The following is a 22,048-nucleotide window of genomic DNA, read 5'->3' as shown; positions in this document are numbered from 1 at the left end:
GGTGTACCTGCGGGCGGGAGGGCTCGCACAAAAAGGAGGAGAAGTATCATGACCAAGGCAAAGACGTTGCTCGCGGCGTTTGCCGTCGGACTTCTGACGTCGACGGCGGCGCTCGCCGGAGACGTGCGCATCATGTGGTATTCGGACGGCGTTGAGGGTGAGGTCCTGAAGGATCTTCTCGATCGCTTCATGAAGGATAACCCGGGGATCAACGTCATTCTTGACAACGTTTCCTACAGCGTCGTGCGCGAACAGCTTCCGGTCCAGCTTGAGGCGGGCAACGGCCCGGACATCGCCCGCGTCACCAACTTGAAGGCGCAGAGCCAGCATTGGCTCGACCTTCGTCCGCTCGTTGCCGACCCGGCCTATTGGGACGCCAATTTTGGCGGTCAGGCCGATTGGATGCGGCCCGACGGGTCAAATCAGATCTCCGGCTTCATGACGCAGATCACTCTTGCTGGCGGTTTTGCCAACAAGACACTCTTCGATCAGGCGGGCGTCGCGATGCCCGGCAAGGATGCGACCTGGGACGACTGGGCAAAGGCAGCAAAACAGGTCGCCGAGAGCCAACAGGTCCCCTTCCCGATGGCACTGGACCGCTCGGGCCATCGGCTGACCGGACCGGCCGTTTCCTTCGGGGCAAACTACATCGGACCTGACGGCAAGCCTGCGCCGCTTGATGACGGTGCCAAGAGCTTCCTGAGCAAGTTCGTTGGTTGGATTGCCGACGGCACGATGAGCAAGGACGTCTGGGTATCGGCAGCCGGTTCGACCTATCGCGCCGGCGCCGACGACTTCATCAATGGCCAACTCGTCTACTATTACTCCGGGTCGTGGCAGGTTCCGAACTTCTCGACCAAGATCGGTTCGAACTTTGACTGGGTTGCCACCGGTAGCCCTTGTGGGCCGGTCAACTGCACCGGCATGCCTGGCGGTGCAGGTCTCGTGGCGATCAAATACACGAAGAACCCGAGCGAAGTCGCAAAGGTGATGGACTACCTGGCACGCGAGGACATTGTGAAGGAGTTTTCCGAAAGGACACTCTTCCTGCCCGCACATAAAGGCGTGCTGGAAAAAGGGCTGGACTTCAAGACAGACGATGCTCAGGCGAAGGCGGCCCTGAATGTCTTCGTTGCCGCGACAGCTTCACTTTCGGATCTCGCGCGGAAGCTTCCTGGTTGGTACTGGTCCGACACTTTCTATGGTGCGCTCGTCACGAGGGTAAGCCAGGCTGCGGCCGGGGAGATGCCGGTAGATGAGGCATATACACGTATCGATGCCGACATCGCCGCAAAGGTGAAGGATTCCGGCCGCTAAGAAGCCGGATCGACACTCGGCGACAACGACTGCGCTCGTGTCGCCGAGCATAGGCTGACCGCGGCGCGACGATGGCTGCCTCCCAGGGGTTCGAATGCGGATCAGGTGGGGGCCTCTCAGATCGCCGCCGGGAACTGGCATTTCAGCGCACCAATATCGGGTTGTGGTGAGGAAACCGGACGATGAAGGCAGTTACGCCCAAGCAAGACGGCCATAGCCTAGGCGAGGCTGCCATGATCCCTGTTCGCCTCATGATGGGCCTTGTCGACGCACCGCTGCGGTGGGTTCAAAAAACGTTCGGCCTCGGCGGCATGGCGACCGTTTTCCTGATGCCCAACATGCTGATATTCGGGGTGTTCGTACTCCTGCCGTTCTTCATCAATTTCGCCTATTCGATGACCGGCGGCACCGCTCTATTCCTGTCGGATCGCTCCTTTGTCGGCGCCGAGCAGTATGAGCGTCTTTTCGACTGCTCCAGCTATCTCGATCCCGGCAGTTGCGGCGAGGATACGTTCTGGACGGCCGTCGGCAATACCGCGTGGTTCGTGCTGTTGCAGGTCACGCTGATGATCGGCTTCTCCTTGATCACGGCCCTCATCCTCAATCGCGACCTCATGGCGCGCAGCTTCTGGCGTGCGGTATTCTTCTTTCCCGTCCTGTTGTCTCCCGTGGTTGTGGGCCTGATCTGGAAGTGGATCCTGCAACGCCAGGGGCTGCTCAATTTTGCGCTGTACGGGTTCGGGTTCGAGCCACATACTTGGCTAAACGATCGTAACTGGTCCTTTGCAGCGGCAGTTGGCGTGTCGATCTGGGCCCATATGGGGTTCTACACCCTGATCCTGCTTGCGGGCCTGCAGGCGATCCCGAAGGATCTCTACGAAGCGGCGGAGATGGATGGCACCCGCCCTGCCCGCGCGTTCTGGCGTATCACGCTGCCATTGCTGATGCCCAATTTGCTGGTCGTGGTCGTCCTGGTTCTCATCCGCGCAGTGCAGATCTTCGATGAAGTCTATGTTCTGACCGGCGGTGGTCCCGGCACCAGCACGCTGTATCTCACGCAATACATCTACGAAACCGGCTTTGCGACACAGTTGCGCAACCCCGGACTTGCCGCGGCCGCCTCTATCCTGATGGGAGCGGTGCTGGTCATTCTTACCTTGCTGCAACTCGGTCTTGGCAGGTCACGCGACAACAAGGGAGGCCGCAAATGAACCGGCTCGCGCAGTTCGTTTTCCGTCGCAAGGGCGGTAAGGGCTGGCATTGGACCGATATCGTCACATGGGTGTGGCTCATCGGCGGCCTCGTTGTCATGTTCGGTCCCGCAGTGTGGCTTGTTGGCTCGTCGTTCAAGTCCCCGGCAGCGCTTGCCGAGTTTCCTCCGACCATCCTGCCCTACGTCACGCAGAAAGCGGCCGTTGCGGGCTACGACAAGGCGCTGGACCTCTACGAAGTCACCACTGCCGACGGCGGCAAGACGGTCCTTGCGGAGGTGCGCCGCATCGGCATCGTCAGTCAGATGGTCGATCCCGACAAACCCGGCGAAATCATAAAGGTCAAGATTTCCGATCGCGTGCCGGTGCGCCAGATGCACTTCTCCACGGACAACTACACCGAACCTTTCACCCATTTCGACTTCGTTCGCTATCTCTGGAATTCGGTGTTCGTCACGGTAACCGCGACCTTGATTACGCTGGTCGTCAATTCAATGGCCGCCTTTGCATTGAGCAAATACGAGTTTCGCGGACGCACTCTTGCCATGCTCTTGATCCTGGCGACGCTCATGGTGCCGCTGTCTGTCATCATGGTGCCGCTCTATTCGATCGTCTCGGCGCTTGGCCTCTTCAACAGCCTTTGGGGCGTCATCCTGCCGACGGTCGCCACGCCAACCGGCGTCTTCATCCTGCGCCAATACATGCTGACCATACCCGACGAACTGATTGACGCAGCGCGCATGGACAAGGCCTCGGAGTGGCAGATCTACTGGCGCATCGTCCTACCGTTGACCGCGCCAGCTCTTGCTGTCCTTGCGATCTTTTCGGTGGTTTGGCGCTGGAATGATTTCCTCTGGCCCTTGATCGTCCTGTCGCGCAAGGAACTCTACACCTTGCAGGTTGGCCTCAGCATCTATTCGGGAGAGCTGAATGTGCAGTGGCACTTCATCCTCGCAATGACCGTCGTGACCATGATCCCCGTCGTCCTGGTCTTCATTTTCCTGCAGCGCTTCATTACCACCGGCATCGCCGGCACCGGTCTGAAATAAGGGGGTGGTCATGGGCCATATCCAACTCACGCACATTGCAAAGTCGTTCGGCGCAATCGATGTCCTTCACGACATCAATCTGGAGATCGCCGACGGCGAATTCGTTGTCTTCGTCGGTCCGTCCGGATGCGGGAAGTCCACACTTCTGCGGATGATCGCCGGGCTCGAACGGCCGACGGGCGGCGAGCTTGCGATCGACGGCAAAGTGGTGAACGCTGTACCGGCGGCCGACCGTGGTCTGGCCATGGTCTTCCAGTCCTATGCGCTCTATCCGCATATGAGTGTCCGTCAAAATCTGGCTTTTGGTCTAGAAAACACCAAAATGCCGAAGGCGGAGATTGCCGCACGCATCGCCGAGGCGGCCCGCATGCTCGAGATAGAACCCTATCTAGAGCGCCGGCCCGGACAGCTTTCAGGCGGTCAAAGGCAACGCGTGGCGATTGGCCGTGCGATCGTGCGCCGTCCGGTCGCCTTCCTTCTCGACGAGCCCCTCTCCAATCTGGACGCTGAACTGCGCGGCTCTACCCGCGCCGAACTCGCCGCGCTCCACGCCCGCCTTCGGGCCACAATGATCTACGTCACCCACGACCAGGTCGAGGCGATGACGCTTGCCGACAGGATCGTCGTTTTGAGAGCCGGGCGCATCGAACAGGTCGGCACGCCGCTCGAGCTTTACAATGCACCGGCCAATCGCTTCGTCGCCGGCTTTATCGGATCGCCACATATGAATTTCCTTGAGGGAATCATCGAGGACACACCCCCTGGAAGGGCCGTGGCGACCTTGGCCGGTGGGCACCGCCTGGATCTACCGCCGAACGTTGCAAGCCTTGCCAAGGGCGGGCAAATTACGCTCGGCGTGCGACCACAACATATAGCCATAGAGGCAGATGGCAGTGGAATTCCTGCCAAAATCAAACTTGTAGAAGCGCTGGGCTCCGAGACAGTGGTTCATGCCGACGTCGCCGGGCAGAAGGTCCTGGTTGTCGCGCCTGGGCAAAGGGATCTCGCGCCGGGAACAGATATTCACCTCTCGCTGTCAGCGGCGCCCTTGCATCTGTTTAACGAGAAGGGTTTGCGCCTTGAGCACTCTGTTTGATCTTTCGGGCAAGGTTGCGCTCGTCACCGGTGCCAGAACCGGACTTGGGCAGGGTATGGCGCTTGCGCTTGCCCGTGCGGGGGCCGACATAGCGGCGCTCGGCTCGACGCCCATGCCTGAGACCGGCGGGCTCGTGCATGACCTCGGCCGGCGATTTCACGCGCTTGAGGTTGATCTCTCCCTTGCGTTCGATCCGGCTGCCGTTGTCGAAGAGGTCGTCGCGGCCCTCGGCGGCCTCGATATTCTCGTAAACAATGCCGGGATCATTCGCCGAGCCGATCTTCTTGACTACTCTCAAGACGATTGGGACAGCGTTATCGATGTCAACTTGAAGGCGGCGTTTCTACTTTCGCAGGCGGTTGCTCGCCACATGGTTGAGGCGAAAAAGCCGGGACGCATCATCAATGTCGCGTCGATGCTGACGTTTCAGGGGGGCGTTCGCGTTCCGGCGTACACGGCCTCCAAACACGGCATTGCGGGACTGACGAAAGCGATGGCCAACGAGCTTGCGCCGCACGCAATTACCGTAAATGCCATAGCGCCCGGCTATATGTCGACCGACAACACGCAGGCCCTTAGGGACGATGTGGAGCGCAACGCCCAGATTTCCGCGCGCATTCCGATGAAACGATGGGGAGTCCCGGATGACCTCGACACCACGGTCGTTTTTCTGGCCGCTCCGGGTTCGAACTATGTGACCGGGACGATCATTCCCGTCGATGGCGGTTGGTTGGTGCGTTAGTGCCCGAACGCCCGGCAATATCGGTTCATCAATTGCGCTCCCTGCTCAAGGTTCGCGAGCCGGCGATGACGCTCATATCGACTGAGGTCGAGAGCAAAGTCGACCACATCGTTGAACACCTGGTTTTCCGCCATCCCGACGGGTCCGAGATCCGCGGCTTTCTGACGAGGCCTTTGGGTTCTTCGAATGCATGCCCGGCCATTTTGTATGCGCATGCCCATGGCGGGCGCCACGAAATAGGAGCAAGCGAGCTTGTGTTGGGTCGGCCAGCGCTGCTCGATGCTCCAGGCCCCATGTTGGCGCGGGAGGGTTACGTGGTGCTCTGCATCGATATGCCCACGTTCGGCGCGCGAACCAACGTCAGCGAAAGCGCCGCGACAAAAGCGGCCCTTTGGTACGGGGACACCCTGTTCGGTCAGATGCTGGGCGAACAGGCTGCCGCACTGAGTTGGCTTGCAAGGCGCCAGGATGTCGATACCGACCGCATCGGCATGACGGGAATTTCGATGGGCGCCACCCTCTCGTATTTCCTGGCAGCGATCGATGTCCGGATCAAGGCGATTGCACATCTCTGCTGCTACGCGGATTTCGCGACACTGATCGAACTGGGTGCACACGATCTGCACGGCCACTACCTGACGATACCGGGCCTTCTGTCCCTGACGTCGACCGGGACAATAGCCGGAATGGCAGCCCCTCGCGCGCAACTGATTTGCGTCGGTCGCGACGACCCGCTGACGCTGTCCTTGGCTGTTCGGCGCGCCTTCGCGGAGACGTCCAAGGCTTATGAGCACGCCGGTGCTGAAGGGATGCTGGAACTTATCGAAGAAGATGGCATCGGGCATCGTGAGACGGAGGCGATGCGTGCTGCCGTTCTTGCGTTTTTCAGGCGCCGTCTGTGACGACACACTGAAATCCTACCTCAAGGGGCGCGGTGCATGACCAAGATTTCGGATTTTCTTCGGGCTTGATGGAGGACATGCGCGCCAAGACGATTCCCGACGATCTCGTCACGGATGCCGGCAGTTTCCAACGACACCTCCTTGCTCGAACGCCTGGAGTGAGCCGATCTTGCTGTCATCCAAACGGACCAGCCGGCATGAGCCGCCGCACCCGACACTAGCGATCACGCAATTTTGCAATGCCGGGCCTCGCCTCCGCCGCGCTTCGACCGATAATGAGCGGAAACGAACCGGAAGACCGCCGATGCGCAATCCGATACTCAAGTCCGTACGAATCCCGATCCTGCTGGCGTTCATATCCGTGAGCGCCTTTGCCGCCGACATGCCTCGGTCGGGCGATGCTGTCTTCGACCGAGTCATCGCGTTGGTGAATTCGGAGTTTCACGACGAAAGTGCGCTCGATCGTTTCAACGCCGCTGCAAAAAAAGAGATCGAAAGCGCGGCACCCGCGCTGTCCACGATTGGTTCCACGGCCCGCGTGGATGTGGCTATCGAAACGGCGCTGGCCAGCCTGCAAGCTTCCCACAATGGCCGTTTCAAATCAGACACGATTGCCTATTTCGAGTTGAGCGACATCTTCCGCTTCGCTATCCGCGACGATCTGCGACGGGTGTTTCCGCCCGATGGAGAAGTGAGTTATGCCGGCATCGGCATGGTTACACAGCTGGTAGGCGGTACCCGGTTCGTGACCGATGTCTATGATGGCTCTCCGGCTGCAAAGGCGGGGCTCGTCATGGGCGACGAGATCCTGACCGTTGATGGTATGCCCTATCGGGAGATCGCCTCTTTTCACGGCAAGGTCGGGCAGTCGGTCGACATCCGCCTGCGGCGCAGGGCCGATGCGGCGCCGATAAGCGCCAAGGTTGCGGTCGAACGGCTGCGCCCGCTCCCGACATTCGAAAAGGCGATCGAGAACAGCGTCGCAGTGAGTAAACGGGACGGGCGTAAGATCGGCTATGTGAGGTTCTGGACCCTCTCGACGCGCGATGGGCTGGACATCGTGGCGCGCGAGCTTTCGACTGGTCGCCTGCGCGATGTCGACGGGGTGGTCGTCGACCTTCGCGGGCGCTGGGGTGGTGGCGCCGCGGACGCCGCCGAACTGTTCGTCGGCGACACGCCGTCGTTCCGATTGATCCCGCGGCGCGGAAAGGACACGCTTGCAAATGTTCGCTGGCGCGGTCCGGTGGTGGCGCTCGTCGATGAGGGCACGCGTAGCGGGCTTGAGCTTTTCGCCTACGCACTGAAGATCAATGGCATTCCGCTTGTGGGCGAGCGGACCGCCGGCGCGCTGTTGGCTGGCCGCGCCTATACACTGCCCGACGACAGCCTCCTGGAAATCGCCGTTTCCGATGCGGTCATCGATGACAATATTCGGCTCGAAGGAACGGGCATAACCCCGAACATTCACATCGGGCTTCCCCTCGCCTATGCCGCCGGACGAGATCCGCAACGCGAAGCTGCGGTCTTGGAGATGCTTCGGATTCTTGCAGACGGCGCCTCAGACCGTATTCAACCGGCTGAACGTTCGCTGGAACGATGACGGCAATCGGCGGCGCACTGCGTTGATGCCGGTTCATTCAGGTCGCTGCGTTCGCCGACACGATCTCCCGACCGAGCCTGACGATCTCATCGACGAGCAGCTTCAGGTCCTGGCGTTTGGTGCGGTGATTGTTGATCGCGACCCTCAGGCAGTGTTCTCCATGCACGGTCGTGTCTGAAAGAACCGCCGTGCCCTCGTCCTGCAGCCGCAGCATGATCTCTATATTGAGCGCCTTCAATTCCTCACCGTGTTTTCCTTCGCAACGGTATCGGAAGCAGACAATGTTGATGCTGGTCGGCGCCACCAATTCGAGAGCGGGCTCTGCCTCGATCAGGCCACTCAGATACCGTCCCTGGGCTATGTTCTGGTCGACGAGCCGACCAAACTTGACGATGCCGTGCTCTTTCAGCGCCATCCAGATTTTCAGCGCCCGGAAGCCTCGTGTCGTCTGCAAACCATAGTCATAAAGCCAGGGTGCTGCCGCCAGACCACGCGTAGTTGCGACGAGAAATTCCGGCGTCACCGCGAACGTCTGGCGATGGGCCGCGGCATCCTGCACCAGTACGCAGCCCGCCTCGAAGGGCGCGTGCAGCCACTTGTGCGGATCGAGCGCCACCGAATTGGCCTTCTCTATCCCCGCGACGCGAAAGCGGTTCTCGGGCGCGATGGCCATCAGCGCTCCGATGCAGCCATCGACGTGCAGCCAGAGGTCCTCTTCCGCAGCGAGCGTGGCGAGTGCCTGCAGATCATCGATGGCACCGGTGTTGACAGTGCCGGCTGTCGCGATCACGCAGGCGGGTTTGAAGCCTGCCGCCCGGTCTTCGGTGATTGCGCGCTTCAGCGCAGCCACATCGATGCGCAACTCCGCGTCGGTCGAAATTCGTCGCAAAGCCTGGTTTCCAAGCCCAAGCGTCTCCATCCCCTTGCGGTGGCAGCTGTGCATCTGGTCGGAACCGTAATAGCGCAGCCGCCGCTCGATTGCCGCGACACCAAGCTCGCGGATATCGACGCCGGCTTTAACATTGCGGGCGACGGCAAGGCCAATGATGTTTGCCACCGATCCGCCGCTGACCAGCGTGCCGCTGGCGTCAGCCGGAAAGCCCATCATCTCCTTGCACCAGTCGACGACCTGCTGATCCATGAGAGCCGCCGCATGATTGCCGCCGCCCAGGTTGGAGCCTTGGACGGCCGCAAGAAAGTCACCGAGCGCGCCGGTGAAATTGCTGGAGCCCATGTACCATGACCAGAAACGCGGGTGGATATTGCCCATCGGGTAACCCAGGATGTTCGCGGCCACCTCGCGGTAGACTTCGGCCACCGGCGTCGGCGCCTGGGGCAGCGCGGCGTCAAATGACGCACGCACCGCCTCGGGCATGTCCTGCCAGACACACCGCTCGCGCACGCCACTGATGTAATCGATGGCGTCATCGACGATCCGATGGGACAAAGTCCGCAGCGCAGCCCAGTCTTTTGGGTCAAGCGTTTCTTCTTCGAAGGGCTCGTGTTCTGTTGGCAATGCACCCATTCGGTCCTCCCCCGCCACGGATGTTTGTTCTAAGACCTGTGTCGCGTGCCTTTATCGTCGTGTTCCTCCGACAATCGTCGCAGTAGAGCGTAACTCGACCTTGTTGCCGCGCATGGACTGACGCGCCAAATCGAGAACCTCATTTTTGATCGCCTCACGCGTCGCGGGGTCTGCTTGAGCCAGCCCGGCGACCACGGGCGCCGCTACTTCGGTCATGAAGGTCCAATACCGTTCGGGCGTATCGTGCACCATCGTCGTGGAGATCTCCTGCTCATCGACGTCTTGAAAACCTGCGTCGGCGAAGGCCGCCGACATCATGCCCCCGGCTGCACAACGAAACAGGCCGGGCGCTCCAGGCATAGGCGTGGGCAAAGTCACGTGCCGCGCGATCGTTGCCATTATTGTGGTTGCCCAGGGATTTTTTTCAGGCCCGCTCCAAACAGCAGCACAAACACGCGCGCCAGGTTTCGCCACACGAGTGAATTGTCGCGCCGCCGAGCCGATATCCGGGAAAAACATGAACCCGAACCGGCATAGGACTGCGTCGAAGGATTTATCGGCAAAAGGCAGACTGCCGGCGTCGCATATCTCGGTCGTGAAATTGCTGAGACCGCGATGTCGGGCATTGTCGGCGGCCACCTGGAGCATGCGCTCGGACAGGTCTGTTACCGTCACTCGACCATTCGGGATCAAAGCGGCAGCCGTTAACCCTGGCTCGCCGGTACCGGCCGCGACATCGAGAACAGTGTCACCATCCCTAAGCTTGGCCTGACGGATCATTGCATCGCCGAACGGGGCGAGCCAGCCCAGAACCAGTTCGTCCCATTTCTTCCAGCCGGTTGAAAACCGGTCCCAGATATCTTTCTGCTGCTCACGGATGTGGTCGAGATTGTTGGACATGCACGTTCCTCCCGCGGATGCGCTCTCCTGTCTCGTTGATCGGAACTATGAACCCTCCGGAGAAGGATACAACCACTTTCCTGCCTTTGGGCGCGCGCCCCGCACTATCGTCCAGCCGCCTTTTGAATAGAGGTTTGCAGCCCGAATGCTGTTGCTTGGGCAACAGGGGCCACCCAAATTACCTTCTGCTGATTTGCATAACGACAATCGGGGCTAGGGAGACCGGGCTCGGCAGGCTATATTTCCCTGGTGGAGATCGTGACGGAGAGATTCGCATCGATGCCGAACCCTACAAACGGCAAGAACAATGGTCGGGTAGAGGCCAACGACGAACAACCCCTCGGCGCCCAGTTGCGGATGATGCATGCAGCCTTCATGGCTTCGCCGCTCCGAAACCGGATCATCTGGCTCGCCCTCGGCATCCTGGCCGTCATCGTCACCACCGCCTTCGGTCAAATCATCCTCAATCGATGGTACAAACCGTTCTACGACACGCTGGAAAGACGTGACCTGCCGGCCTTCCTGCACCAGCTCGTGGTTTTCGCCCAGATCGCCGGAGCTCTGCTCGTCTTCAATGTTCTGCAGACATGGCTCGGCCAGCTTGTCCGGCTGAAGCTCCGCGAGGGCCTGACACTCGATCTCATCCACGAATGGATGAAGCCGGCGCGTGCGTTCCGGCTGGCCAATGCCGGCGCCATCGGTATCAATCCAGACCAACGCATACACGAGGACGCCCGTCATCTCTCGGATCTCTCAGCGGGGCTATCGATTGGGTTGATCCAATCCGGCATCCTGCTGGCCGGCTTCATCGGCGTGCTCTGGTCGCTGTCGGACGGCTTTGTCTTCCACATCTCGGGCATGGCCATCAACATTCCGGGCTACATGGTCTGGGCTGCCATTCTCTATGCGGGCACGGCGTCATGGCTGAGCTGGCTCGTCGGGCGCCCACTGGTCAAGCTCAACGGCGAACACTATGCACGCGAGGCGTCGCTGCGCTTCTCGCTGATGCGCATCAACGAACACATCGAGGCGGTCTCGCTGTCATCGGGCGAGGCGAACGAGAAACGCCGGCTACAGGGAGATCTGGCGTCCGTTCTGGAGATCAGCCAAAGCCTGCTGCTGGCCGTCACGCGGCTGACCTGGGTGACGGCCGGTTATGGATGGATCACCGTTGTCGCACCGATCGTCATCGCCTCACCGGTCTATTTTGCCGGCGATCTCAGCTTCGGCGGCCTGATGATGGCCGTCGGAGCCTTCAACCAAGTGCACGCGTCGCTGCGGTGGTTCGTCGACAACATCGGTGCCATTGCCGACTGGCGCGCGACATTGATGCGCGTCGCCGCCTTCCGTTCGGCCCTGCTCGTCGTCGACGACCGGCATGAAGGCGATAAGCGCATCGAGTTCGTTACCGCGGACGGCCCGCAGATGATGTTCGATCATATCGAGATCGTCACGGCCGCCGGCTGCATCAAGCTCTCAGAGCCCAATGTCACCATCAATCCGGGCGAACGGGTCCTTGTCACCGGCGCGTCGGAGGTGGAAAAGGCCCCCTTCTTCAGGGCAATTGCGGGCCTCTGGCCCTGGGGACATGGCCGCATTTCGCTGCCGATCGACGACGGCCTCGCCTTCGTTCCTCGCTCGCCGTATTTCGCGCCGGGTACGCTGGAGGAGGTGCTTGCCTACCCGAAGACGCCCGACAGCTTCAAGAACGGCGAACTCAGCGGCGTGCTTTCCAAGGTCGGCCTTGGCCGGCTCGCCGATCGTCTCGACCAGGACATGCGCAAGAAGCTCAATCTGAGCGAACTCGAGATGCGTCTTCTGGCGATTGCGCGCCTTGGTTTGCACAAGCCGCGCTGGTTGATCATAGACGAGGCGTTGGATACACTGGAAGACGATGCCTATCGCAAGGTGATGACCTTCCTCGACCAGGAAATGGGCAAGGCCGCAATCGTCAACATCGGTCGCAAGGAACGCGCCAACGGCTTCTTCACCCGTGTGCTGGAGCTGGAGAAGGACGCGGCCGGCGGTTCGCTGCGTCTGATCCGCCCGAAGAGCCTGCGCCCCACCAATCCACAACTGGTGGATTGACCTCGCGCGTCTGAATGCGGCGCTTTAAATCTCTGCCATATCCTATTGATAAAAAAGAAAGCGCGCCTTTGCCAAAGGCGCGCTTTTGGTTCGGGAGCGTGATCGTAAATCTTAGCGCGAGCGCAGCTTCATGTGCCGGTTGACGTCCTTGTAGAGCAGATAACGGAACTTGCCGGGGCCGCCGGCGTAGCAGGCCTGCGGGCAGAAGGCGCGAAGCCACATGTAGTCACCAGCTTCAACCTCGACCCAATCCTGGTTAAGCCGATAGACGGCCTTGCCCTCGAGCACATAGAGGCCATGCTCCATGACGTGCGTTTCGGCAAAGGGAATGATCGCACCCGGCTCAAAGGTCACGATGGTCATGTGCATGTCATGCCGGAGATCGGTCGGGTCGACGAAACGCGTCGTTGCCCATTTGCCCTCGGTGCCGGGCATGGCTGACGGCGTGATGTCAGCCTCGTTGGTGAAGAACGCTTCGGGAGCGGAAAGGCCGTCGACATATTCATAGGCCTTGCGGACCCAATGGAAGCGAACAGGCGCTTCGCTTCTGTTATGCGCCGCCCAGTTGCTGGCGGGCGGAATGAAGGCGAAGCCGCCGGGCTGCATGCGATGGTCCTTACCGTCGAGCGTGACGGTCAGTTCTCCCTCGACGACAAACAGCGCACCCTCGGCGCCCTCGTCGAGTTCCGGCCGGTCGCTGCCGCCGCCGGGAGCGATTTCCATGATGTACTGCGAAAATGTTTCAGCAAAACCGGACAACGGACGCGACAATATCCACAGGCGGGTTTTGTCCCAGAACGGCAGATAGCTGGTGACGATGTCCATCATCACGCCCTTCGGAATCACCGCGTAGGCCTCGGTGAAGACCGCGCGGTCGGTCAGGAGCTGCGTTTGTTCCGGAGCGCCGCCATGGGGCGCATAGTAGTTACGACCAGTCATTTCCGTCCTTCAGTTCTCAAAACAGGCACCGCCTCCTCACAAGAGCGGTGCGGTTGGGTTATTGCCAATGGCATGTCAAAGCAGTGCTGCGCGCAGGTCGCGCGGCTGATCCTTCTCTTCGTCGAGATCCAGTTCCGCCTCGACGTGATGCAGATGTTCGGCCATCTCACGGATCGCTGTGTCCACATCCCTCGCCGCGATGCGGTCGACGACCGCCATATGCTCGTCCGGCCCGCAATTGTGCAGGTGGTTCGAGCGGTACATAGCGGTGATCAACGATGTGCGCGAAACCAGATCGCGCAGGATGCCGAAAAGGAAGGCAGAACCGGAAAGTTCCGCCAAAAGCAGGTGGAATCCGCCGGAAAGACGAACGATTGCAGAGAGATCGCCTGCACTGCCGGCAACCCGTTCCTCGTCAATATGAGAGCGCATGCGCTCGATGTCTTCCACCGTCGCCCGCTCGCACAGGCGCTCGACCACGCGCTGCTCGATCGCCCTTCTGGTCACGAAGACGTCCCGCGCCTCGTCCACCGACGGCTCGGATACGAAAGCGCCCCGGTTTGGCATGATCGTGACCAGCCCGTCCCGTTCGAGCGCAGTCAGCGCCTGACGGATACGGGCTCGACTGACGGAAAAAATCTCGGCAAGCTGCTCTTCCTTGAGGCGGGTGCCTGGGCGCAGGCGCCGCTCCGCAATGGCAAGCCAGATCTTCTCACAAATGATAGCCGTCGGCGCTCCGGCGGTCTCGTCCGCATTGTACATGAAATCTCCCATAGCCGTTCGCATACTCTCGTCGGCCAGCGTTCAAAGTCAATTCCACTCACTGCAGTTTGATATTGACTACAAAATTGTAGACAATATTGTGTACCGTAACTTGATATGCTGTGGCAACCACTTAAACAACGGCCATCGACCGGTGTGACAACCGACCGCGCCCCACCCGAGAGCTCATTAATGGACTTCGACTTCACCCGACTGCCCGCCCAGGACCGCTACCGGTTGCCGACGAATTTCATCGGTCCGCGCCCAAGTGCGCTTGTCTCCACGCGCTCGCCGAACGGCCAGGACAACGCCGCGCCGATGAGCTTCTTCAACGTCTTCTCGCATGATCCGCCCCTCGCGCGGCTTCACGCAAACAACGACATCACCTCCGATCGACAGTTCGAGATGCAGGCTCGCGACATCGCATCCTTTGCCGCCCTCAAAATGAAAACGAACTGATCATGCGCATTCTTGTCGTCAACCCGAACTCCACTACCTCGATGACCGAACAGGCGCACCGCAGCGCCGAGCGGGTTGCCTCACCGCTTACGCTGGTCGAGTCCGTCAACCCGACCACAAGCCCCGCCAGCATCGAGGGCCATGCGGACGAGGCCATGGCGGTGCCGGCCATGCTTGCCGAAATCCGTGCCGGCGAGGCGCGCGGGGTCGATGCCTATGTCATTGCCTGCTTCGACGATCCCGGCCTTGGCGCCGCGCGTGAAATCGCACGCGGACCGGTCATCGGCATCTGCCAGGCCGCCATCCAGGTGGCAATGAACATCGCCACGCGTTTCTCCATCATCACGACATTGCCCCGCTCTGTACCGATCGTTGAGGATCTGGTCGATGCCTATGGTGCCGGCCATCACTGCCGCAAGGTGCGCTCGGTCGACATGCCCGTGCTGGCGCTCGAGGAGGACCTCGCCCATACGGAAGAAATGCTCGTACGGGAAATCCTGCGCGCCAGGCATGAGGATGGCGCCGAGGCAATCATTCTCGGCTGCGCCGGAATGTCGGAACTGTGCGACCGGCTGAAGCTTAGAACCGGCATGCCAGTGATCGACGGCGTAACTGCAGCGATCAAGCTTGCCGAGGCGCTGGTTGGCGCGGGCTACGCCACCTCCAAGGTGGGCGCCTATGACTATCCTCGTGTCAAGTCTGCGGCCGTCGCCCGCCTTGTGAATACGATAGTTTAACAACAGACGATAATCGGCTGAAAATAAAAAGCTCCGGAGGAAATTCCTCCGGAGCTTTTTTATTCTGGGATGACGCTTGAGTTATGCCGCCTGTGTCGGCTTCGCGGCCGTTGCGACAGCTTCCTCGACGCGGTGGCACGCCGCGCGGGAACCATCGGCAAAGCTTCTCATTGCCGGACGTTCGCTCTTGCAGCGGGCATCAGCGAGCGGACAACGCGGGTGAAAGGTGCAGCCCGACGGCGGATTGAGCGGGCTTGGCACTTCGCTGGCGGTGATGCTGCGCTGGCGCTTCGGCTCGGCGATATCGGGGATCGTCTCCAGCAGCAGCCGCGTATAGGGATGGCGCGGATTGGCGAAAAGCGTCTCCGTGTCCGCCTCCTCGACAATGCGGCCGAGATACATCACCGCGATCCGGTCCGACATATGGCGGACCACGCTCATGTCGTGGCTGATGAAGAGATAGGTGAGCCCCATCTCATCCTGCAGCTTGCGCATGAGATTGAGGATCTGCGCCTGTACCGACACGTCGAGTGCCGAGGTCGGTTCGTCGCAGACGAGGAACTCCGGCTCGCCGGCAAGCGCACGCGCAATCGAAATACGCTGACGCTGGCCGCCGGAAAACTCGTGCGGAAACTTCGAACCGTCCGAAGGCGCAAGTCCGACGATGCGCAGCAGTTCGCCGACACGCTCCATCACCTCGGCTTCCGAATTGCGCAGCTTCAGTTCGCGCAACGGCTCGGCGATGATGTTCTTCACCCGCCAGCGCGGATTGAGGCTGGCGAAGGGATCCTGGAAGATCATCTGGGCGGAGAGTGGCTCGCCGGAACGCCCGGGCGCAAAGCGCACCTCCCCCTCCGAGGCGCGATAGAGGCCGGTGACGAGCCGGGCGACGGTCGACTTGCCGCAGCCCGATTCTCCCACGAGGCTAAGGCAGCCGCCCATCGGCACGGAGAAGCTGATGTCGTCCACCGCCCGCACGAACTGGCGCGGCTTGCGCTCCAGCACGCGGTTCAGCCAGGGGGCCGACACATCGAAATTGCACGTCAGATCATTGACGGTCAGGGCATCACTCATAGAACTCCTCCTGCATTGAGCCAGCAAGCACTGACGCCGAGACCGACCGGGGTCGGCTCCGGGCGATCTTCACGGCAACGCGGTCCCGCCTCGGGACAACGCGGATTGAAGGCGCAGCCGCGCGGGATGGCGTTCAGGCGCGGCATCGACCCGTCGATCTGGTTCAACCGCTCGACACGACGGCCAAGCGCCGGGATCGAGCCCATCAGCCCGCGCGTATAGGGATGGCGCGCATTGCGCAGCACCTCTTCCACCGGGCCGATCTCGACCAGGCGACCGGCGTACATCACCGCGACCCGATCGGCAGTCTCGGCAATAACCCCCATGTCGTGGGTCACGAGCATGACGGATGTCCCATGATCGTCGCAGAGACGACGCAGTAGCGATGTGATCTGCGCCTGGATCGAGACATCCAGAGCCGTTGTCGGCTCATCGGCGATGATCAGCTTCGGCTCCGCGGCAAGCGCAAGGGCAATGACCACGCGCTGCCGCATGCCGCCCGAAAACTGGTGCGGATAGTGATCGAAGCGTGCCTCCGGTGCCGGAATGCCGACTTCCTTGAGCAGGTGGATGGCCCGATCCTTCGCACCCTGCTTCGACAGCTTCAGGTGAAGGCGGATCGTCTCGACCAGTTGCGCGCCGACGGTAAAGAGCGGGTTCAGCGATGTCAGCGGATCCTGGAAGATTGCGCCGATCTGTCGGCCGCGCACGCCCTGCATCTGCGTGTCGGAAAGCTGGTCGATGCGGCGACCCGAAAGCCAGACCTCGCCGCCGGATATCCGTCCCGGCGGTTCGAGCAGGCCTTGAACGGCAAGGCCGGTCATCGACTTGCCAGCACCGGATTCGCCGACTACGCCCAGGATCTCGCCCGGCCGAATGCTGAGCGAGACGTCGGACAATGCCGCCACGGTACCGTGCCGTCCGGGAAACTCGACACAAAGTCCCCGCACGTCGAGAACCGGCGATGTTACGAGCTCACTCATGCCGCAGTACCTCCAAGGGATAGCTGGGTGGGAAGATTTCGCTGACGGGTGGATGCGCCCAGCTGCGTTCGGGATATTTGGCAACCAGCCCGTCAAACTGCTTTTGTGCCTGCCGGCGTCCGGCATCCATGTCGATGCCGGCCACCTTGCCCTCGTGCATCGAGAGACGGCCGTCGACGAAAACCGTCTTGGTGACGCGCCCGGAGCCACCGACGACCAGCGTCGTAATCGGGTCGATCGCTGGCGCCATGTGGTGATCCATCAGATCGAAGACCGCGATGTCGGCCCGAGCGCCCGCTTCGAGCCGTCCGAGATCGCTGCGTCCCAAAGTCTTCGCTCCGCCCAGGGTGGCAGCGTCGAAGAGATCCGCACAGCTGACGGCTGCGGTATCGCCCTCGACGACGCGGCAAGTGATGAGGCCGATCAGAAGGTTCATCAGCATATCCGGCGGCGTCGTGTCGGTGCCCATGGCGATGTTGATGCCGCGCTCCTTGACCGAGCGGAAGGAGTTGAGCGTGCTGCCACCGCGTGCCGAGACCATCGGGCAATGGACGATGCTGACGCCGCTATCGGCATAGAGCTCAAGATCGTTCGCCGTTGCCTGCGTGGCATGGGGGGCGATCAGCCGCGAGCTTAGGAAACCAAAGCTCGCCATCCACTCCGGTGATGTCTTGCCGTGAAGGCGGCGGACAGTGTCGACCTCCATCGTGCCTTGCGCGGCGTGAAGCCTGATCGGGCAATCAAGATCGCGGGCAGCATCCGCCGTCTGTCTGAGCAGGCGCTCGGTGCATGTCTCGACCCGGTCCGGCGCCAGCAACCCGCGAACCAGACCGCCATGACGGCCATCATGATCGCGGATGAAGCCGATGGCGTCGTTGAGGCCCTGCAACCCCCTCGCTTCGTCGAACACTGCCTCGAGTTGTCCGGGCGCTTCCAACACCATGCCGCCGGATCGGTAGGCTGGGCTCAGATAGACGCGGAGGCCAAGATCGCCGGCGGCATCTGACGCGGCCGCGAACTCCTCGACCGTCTCTCCCCATTCGCGGTAGAACAGCGACGCGATCGGCGCCGCAGTGGTGATGCCGTTGAGCAGAAGCTGGGCGAAGGAGAAGCGTTTCTGGAACGCCAGTTCGTCCTGCGTGTACATCTCATAAGGACCACGTTCGACGTAGGAGCGCGGCCACACCCGGCCCTTGGCCCAGCCCGGCTGATGGTCGATGGAAAGGATCGTCGTGTCGAGGTCAGAGAGGGCATCGAGATCGATCAGGCCGGGGCTGATCATCGCCGCGCCGAAATCCACCCTGCGTGCGACCTCGCCCTCGAAGTGCGGCCCGACATAAAGCAGGCTGCCGCCTTCGATGACCACTTCGCCGTTCGGGATGAGGCGGTGACTGTCGTCGCGATGGCCGAGAACCCATTGGGCCGTCAGCAGCGTGCGGCCTTCGGCGCGTGTGCCGAGTTTCAGATCCTTGAGATCGATCATGGGATGGCCACCTCCGCGGCACCGTTGCGGGCAACGACGCGGCCGCGCTTGACGACCAGCGGACGCGGTGCGACTTCGACGACCGCATGGGCGAGCGTTTCGCCGACGAGCAGCGTGAAATCGGCATTGCAACCGACGTCGAGGCCGTAGCCGGCAATGTCCATGACGTCCGCGCCACCGGTGGAGCAGACATGAAGCGCGTGCTCCAGATCGACGTCGCGGCGCAGCCCGTTCTTCATGCCGAGGATACGAGCGCGATCCATCATATCTGGCTGGCCCCAGGGGCCCCAGGTATCGCGAATGCCGTCGCAACCGGCGGCTACCTTCACGCCAGCGTCGTTGAGGCGCATGATCGATGGAACCGTCGAGGACGGCGAGCCCGTCGTGACGATGCGCACATCGAGATCGGCGATCTGCTCGATCAGGCCGGCGACCCGCAGGTAATCCGGAGCGCCAAGCGCGAAAGCGTGGCTGATCGCAACCCGCCCCTGCATACCGAGCGCGCGAATGCGCTCGAACATCATTTCCATGCTGAAAGCGCCGAGCTCGCCGGCTTCATGCAGGTGGATATCGATCGGCTTGCCATGCTTTTCGGCGAGGCCGAAGACCGCATCGAGATGCCCTTTCGGGTCGCGGTCGATACCACAAGGGTCAATTCCACCAAGGACTTCCGCGCCGTTGCTCAGAGCTTGGTCGAGCAGTTCGACGGTGCCCGGGCGCGTCACCAGCCCCGACTGCGGGAAGGCGACGATCTCAATGTCGATAATTCCGTCGAGTGCTTCGCGCGTTTCGATGATGCCTTCCATCAGGCGCAGGCCGTGTGTGGTGTCGATATCGACATGGCTGCGAATATGGCTGGCGCCGTTTGCCGCTAGCATGATCGCCTGGCGCATGGACTGACGATGCGGATCGATGCCGATCTCAAGCCGCTTCTCGCGCTCGAAATCGATGCGGCCGCGCAGTGTCGCGACTTTGGCGTTTTCGTGCCAGGACATACCCCAGACCGACTTATCGAGATGGGTGTGGGCTTCGACCAGACCGGGAATGGCGATGTGGCCACGGCCATCCTCGATCGCCACACCATCGGCCTCAAGGTTCTGGCCGATCGCTTCGATCTTGCCGTTACGGATCAGGATATCCGTCGGCACCCCGCCGTGGGGACGGACGTTACGGATCAGAAGATTGGACATCATTCACCTCAGTTTAGGATTGAGTGCATCGCGCAGCCAGTCACCGAGAAGGTTGACCGAGACGACGAGAAGGCAAAGCTGCAGCACCGGGAACAAGACGACCCACCAGACACCGGAGAACAGGAACTGGTTGCCGAGCCGGATGAGCGTTCCGAGGCTAGGCTGGCTCGGCGGCATGCCGATGCCGAGGAAAGAGAGCGTCGCCTCCGTGAGGATCGCCATGCCGAAGTTCAGCGTGGCGGCCACCATGATCGGCGTCAGCGTGTTCGGCAGGATATGGTTGAGCATGATCCGCCGCGCCGGCGTCTTCAGGAGACGGGCTGCCTGCACATATTCCTTGCCGCGCTCGACGATCGTCTGGGCGCGAACGGTTCGGGCATATTGAACCCAGGCGCTGAGCGTAATCGCCAGCACGAGGACTGCGCCCGATCCGACATCGCGCAGCTCCGGCGGCAGCATCTGGCGGGCAACCGCACTGACGAGGATGGCGATCAGGATTGTCGGAATAGAAAGCAGCACATCGCCGATACGCATGAGGATGTTGTCGACAATCCCGCCGAAATAGCCGGCGATAAGACCGAGGCTGAGGCCGACGGTCAGCGACAGGATGACCGAGCAGACGCCGATCAGGATCGATATGCGCGAGCCGTAGAGTATGGCCGACAGCATGTCGCGGCCCTGGGTGTCGGTGCCGAGAATGAAGGGCCATTGGCCATCGGCCTGCCAGATCGGCGGCAGTTCCGAGTTCCAGAGATCAAGCTGTGCCGGATCGAACGGGTTCTGCGGCGCGATCAACGGCGCGGCAAAGGCCGCGGCGATGAGGACGAGCAGGATCAGCGCGCCGGCAATTGCCGACGGGCTACGGGTGAAGGACCACCAGAGATCGCTCTGACGCCAGCGCGCGAGCCGGCCGATCTTGGCTGTCGAGGTTGTTTCCTGAGCCTGGTCAGTCATGGTGCGGCCTCAGCGTGTGGCATCGCGAAGACGGGGATCGATGACCGCATAGGCGATATCGACGAGCGTGTTCAGCGTGACGAAGATGAAGGAGACGATGCACAGGTAGCCTGCCATCACCGGGATATCGAGGAAGGTCACCGCCTGAATGAACAGCATGCCCATTCCAGGCCACTGGAATACGGTTTCGGTGATCAGCGCGAAGGCGATCAGCGATCCGACATTCATCGCCGTCATGGTGACGACCGGCATCAGACAGTTTCGAAGCGCGTGGCGGAAGTTGATGCGCCACCGCGGCACGCCGCGGGCACGGGCAAACTTCACGAAGTCCGAGCGCAGGACTTCCATCATCTCGGCGCGAACGAGCCGCATGACGAGGGTGATCTGATAGAGCGCGAGCGCAAAGGACGGCAAAAGCAGCGAAGCGCGCCCGGATGCGGTCAAGAGGCCGGTGCTCCACCAGCCGAACTGAACGACGTCGCCACGGCCGAAGGCCGGCACCACGCCGAGCGAGACGGCAAAGACTAGGATCAGCAGGATGCCGACGACGAAGCTCGGCAGGGAGACGCCAATGATGCTGACGAACTGCAGGCCTTCCGAATACCAGCGACCCCTGTGGATCGCTGTCAGAACGCCAAGCGGAATGCCGATCAGCAGTGACAGGACCGTGGCCACCAGTGCCAGTTCGATGGTCGCCGGGAACCGTTCGGCGATCAGTGTCATCACGTCCTGGCCGTTTCGGTAGCTGATGCCGAAATCGCCTTGGGCCGCGTTGACGACGAAGCGCACATACTGGGTCAGGAACGGATCGTTCAGCCCGAGCTTTTCGCGCAGTTCGAGCCGATCGGCCTGCGACATCTGTTCGTTGGCCATCAGTTCGACCGGGTCGCCGGCGAAACGAAAGATCATGAACGCCATCAGCGCGACGGCAAGCATGACCAGCACGGCATTAGCCAGCCGCTTGATCAGAAAGACAATCATTGGGTTTCCCGCTCAATGAGAAACCCCGACAGAGCAGGCTCTGCCGGGGCAATGTG

General features: G+C 61.4%; 19 protein-coding genes and 1 pseudogene. 10 read left to right on the top strand and 10 right to left on the bottom strand.

Annotation, left to right across the window (positions count from 1 at the left end; translation table 11 throughout):
- Positions 1-48 precede the first annotated feature (48 nt).
- The 7 genes from ABIE33_RS20475 (at position 49) to ABIE33_RS20445 (ending at position 7,917) form a co-directional block, all read left to right on the top strand.
- Positions 49-1,317, top strand: a complete 1,269-nt coding sequence (locus tag ABIE33_RS20475; protein ID WP_429128711.1) for an ABC transporter substrate-binding protein — start codon at positions 49-51, stop codon at positions 1,315-1,317.
- A 182-nt stretch (positions 1,318-1,499) separates the two neighbouring features.
- Complete coding sequence (locus tag ABIE33_RS20470) at positions 1,500-2,528, top strand: carbohydrate ABC transporter permease (RefSeq protein WP_429128709.1); 1,029 nt, start codon at positions 1,500-1,502, stop codon at positions 2,526-2,528.
- Positions 2,525-3,577 (top strand): carbohydrate ABC transporter permease, encoded by a 1,053-nt coding sequence (locus ABIE33_RS20465; protein WP_429128707.1) that lies wholly within the window; start codon positions 2,525-2,527, stop codon positions 3,575-3,577. Before ABIE33_RS20470 ends, ABIE33_RS20465 begins: the two co-directional genes overlap by 4 nt.
- A gap of 10 nt (positions 3,578-3,587) precedes the next feature.
- Entirely contained in the window at positions 3,588-4,673 is a 1,086-nt protein-coding gene (locus ABIE33_RS20460; protein ID WP_429128704.1) for an ABC transporter ATP-binding protein, read from the top strand.
- Complete coding sequence (gene kduD / locus ABIE33_RS20455) at positions 4,657-5,415, top strand: 2-dehydro-3-deoxy-D-gluconate 5-dehydrogenase KduD (protein ID WP_429128702.1); 759 nt, start codon at positions 4,657-4,659, stop codon at positions 5,413-5,415. Before ABIE33_RS20460 ends, kduD begins: the two co-directional genes overlap by 17 nt.
- 65 nt (positions 5,416-5,480) lie before the next feature.
- Positions 5,481-6,317 carry an alpha/beta hydrolase family protein gene (locus ABIE33_RS20450; RefSeq protein WP_429128699.1) on the top strand — a complete coding sequence of 279 codons (837 nt, stop codon included), beginning with the start codon at positions 5,481-5,483 and terminating at the stop codon, positions 6,315-6,317.
- 382 nt (positions 6,318-6,699) lie between these two features.
- Positions 6,700-7,917: a S41 family peptidase gene (locus ABIE33_RS20445; RefSeq protein WP_429128932.1), complete on the top strand. Its 1,218-nt coding sequence runs from the start codon at positions 6,700-6,702 to the stop codon at positions 7,915-7,917.
- A 37-nt stretch (positions 7,918-7,954) separates the two neighbouring features.
- Here the strand turns inward: ABIE33_RS20445 and ABIE33_RS20440 are convergent, their stop codons facing one another.
- On the bottom strand, positions 7,955-9,442 hold the full coding sequence (locus ABIE33_RS20440; RefSeq protein ID WP_429128697.1) for a pyridoxal phosphate-dependent decarboxylase family protein: 1,488 nt from the start codon (positions 9,440-9,442) through the stop codon (positions 7,955-7,957).
- Between the two features lie 51 nt (positions 9,443-9,493).
- Positions 9,494-10,342 carry a class I SAM-dependent methyltransferase gene (locus tag ABIE33_RS20435; RefSeq protein WP_429128695.1) on the bottom strand — a complete coding sequence of 283 codons (849 nt, stop codon included), beginning with the start codon at positions 10,340-10,342 and terminating at the stop codon, positions 9,494-9,496.
- Positions 10,343-10,621: 279 nt separating this feature from the next.
- On the opposite strand from ABIE33_RS20435, the gene ABIE33_RS20430 reads away from it, so the two are divergent.
- Complete coding sequence (locus ABIE33_RS20430; RefSeq protein WP_429128692.1) at positions 10,622-12,430, top strand: ABC transporter ATP-binding protein/permease; 1,809 nt, start codon at positions 10,622-10,624, stop codon at positions 12,428-12,430.
- 111 nt (positions 12,431-12,541) lie between these two features.
- Here ABIE33_RS20430 and ABIE33_RS20425 read toward each other — a convergent pair whose 3' ends face one another.
- Both ABIE33_RS20425 and ABIE33_RS20420 read right to left on the bottom strand, forming a co-directional pair.
- Positions 12,542-13,369, bottom strand: a complete 828-nt coding sequence (locus tag ABIE33_RS20425; RefSeq protein ID WP_429128689.1) for a bifunctional allantoicase/(S)-ureidoglycine aminohydrolase — start codon at positions 13,367-13,369, stop codon at positions 12,542-12,544.
- A 75-nt stretch (positions 13,370-13,444) separates the two neighbouring features.
- Entirely contained in the window at positions 13,445-14,131 is a 687-nt protein-coding gene (locus ABIE33_RS20420; RefSeq protein ID WP_429128686.1) for a GntR family transcriptional regulator, read from the bottom strand.
- A 192-nt stretch (positions 14,132-14,323) separates the two neighbouring features.
- Here ABIE33_RS20420 and ABIE33_RS20415 point away from each other — a divergent pair.
- A pseudogene (locus tag ABIE33_RS20415) lies at positions 14,324-14,524 on the top strand (flavin reductase family protein); the annotation flags it as partial.
- A gap of 68 nt (positions 14,525-14,592) precedes the next feature.
- Entirely contained in the window at positions 14,593-15,327 is a 735-nt protein-coding gene (locus ABIE33_RS20410; RefSeq protein WP_429128685.1) for an aspartate/glutamate racemase family protein, read from the top strand.
- Between the two features lie 81 nt (positions 15,328-15,408).
- Here the strand turns inward: ABIE33_RS20410 and ABIE33_RS20405 are convergent, their stop codons facing one another.
- Genes ABIE33_RS20405 through ABIE33_RS20380 form a run of 6 tightly spaced genes read right to left on the bottom strand, consistent with a single transcriptional unit; the run spans position 15,409 to position 21,992 of the window.
- Complete coding sequence (locus ABIE33_RS20405; RefSeq protein ID WP_429128682.1) at positions 15,409-16,401, bottom strand: ABC transporter ATP-binding protein; 993 nt, start codon at positions 16,399-16,401, stop codon at positions 15,409-15,411.
- Complete coding sequence (locus ABIE33_RS20400; RefSeq protein WP_429128679.1) at positions 16,398-17,384, bottom strand: ABC transporter ATP-binding protein; 987 nt, start codon at positions 17,382-17,384, stop codon at positions 16,398-16,400. Before ABIE33_RS20400 ends, ABIE33_RS20405 begins: the two co-directional genes overlap by 4 nt.
- Positions 17,377-18,867, bottom strand: coding sequence for an amidohydrolase family protein (locus ABIE33_RS20395; RefSeq protein WP_429128676.1), 1,491 nt, complete (start codon positions 18,865-18,867; stop codon positions 17,377-17,379). Before ABIE33_RS20395 ends, ABIE33_RS20400 begins: the two co-directional genes overlap by 8 nt.
- On the bottom strand, positions 18,864-20,057 hold the full coding sequence (locus ABIE33_RS20390) for an amidohydrolase family protein (RefSeq protein ID WP_429128674.1): 1,194 nt from the start codon (positions 20,055-20,057) through the stop codon (positions 18,864-18,866). The genes ABIE33_RS20395 and ABIE33_RS20390 overlap by 4 nt, the downstream gene beginning before the upstream one ends.
- A 3-nt stretch (positions 20,058-20,060) precedes the next feature.
- A complete protein-coding gene (locus ABIE33_RS20385) occupies positions 20,061-21,011 on the bottom strand; it encodes an ABC transporter permease (RefSeq protein WP_429128672.1) in 951 nt (316 codons plus the stop codon).
- Positions 21,012-21,020: 9 nt separating this feature from the next.
- Complete coding sequence (locus ABIE33_RS20380) at positions 21,021-21,992, bottom strand: ABC transporter permease (RefSeq protein WP_429128669.1); 972 nt, start codon at positions 21,990-21,992, stop codon at positions 21,021-21,023.
- Positions 21,993-22,048: the final 56 nt, after the last annotated feature.

The sequence above is a fragment of the Ensifer sp. 4252 genome, from assembly GCF_050434565.1.
Lineage (GTDB): Bacteria > Pseudomonadota > Alphaproteobacteria > Rhizobiales > Rhizobiaceae > Ensifer.
Note: the sequence above shows the minus strand (reverse complement) of the source record. Positions and strands in the feature narration are given on the sequence as shown.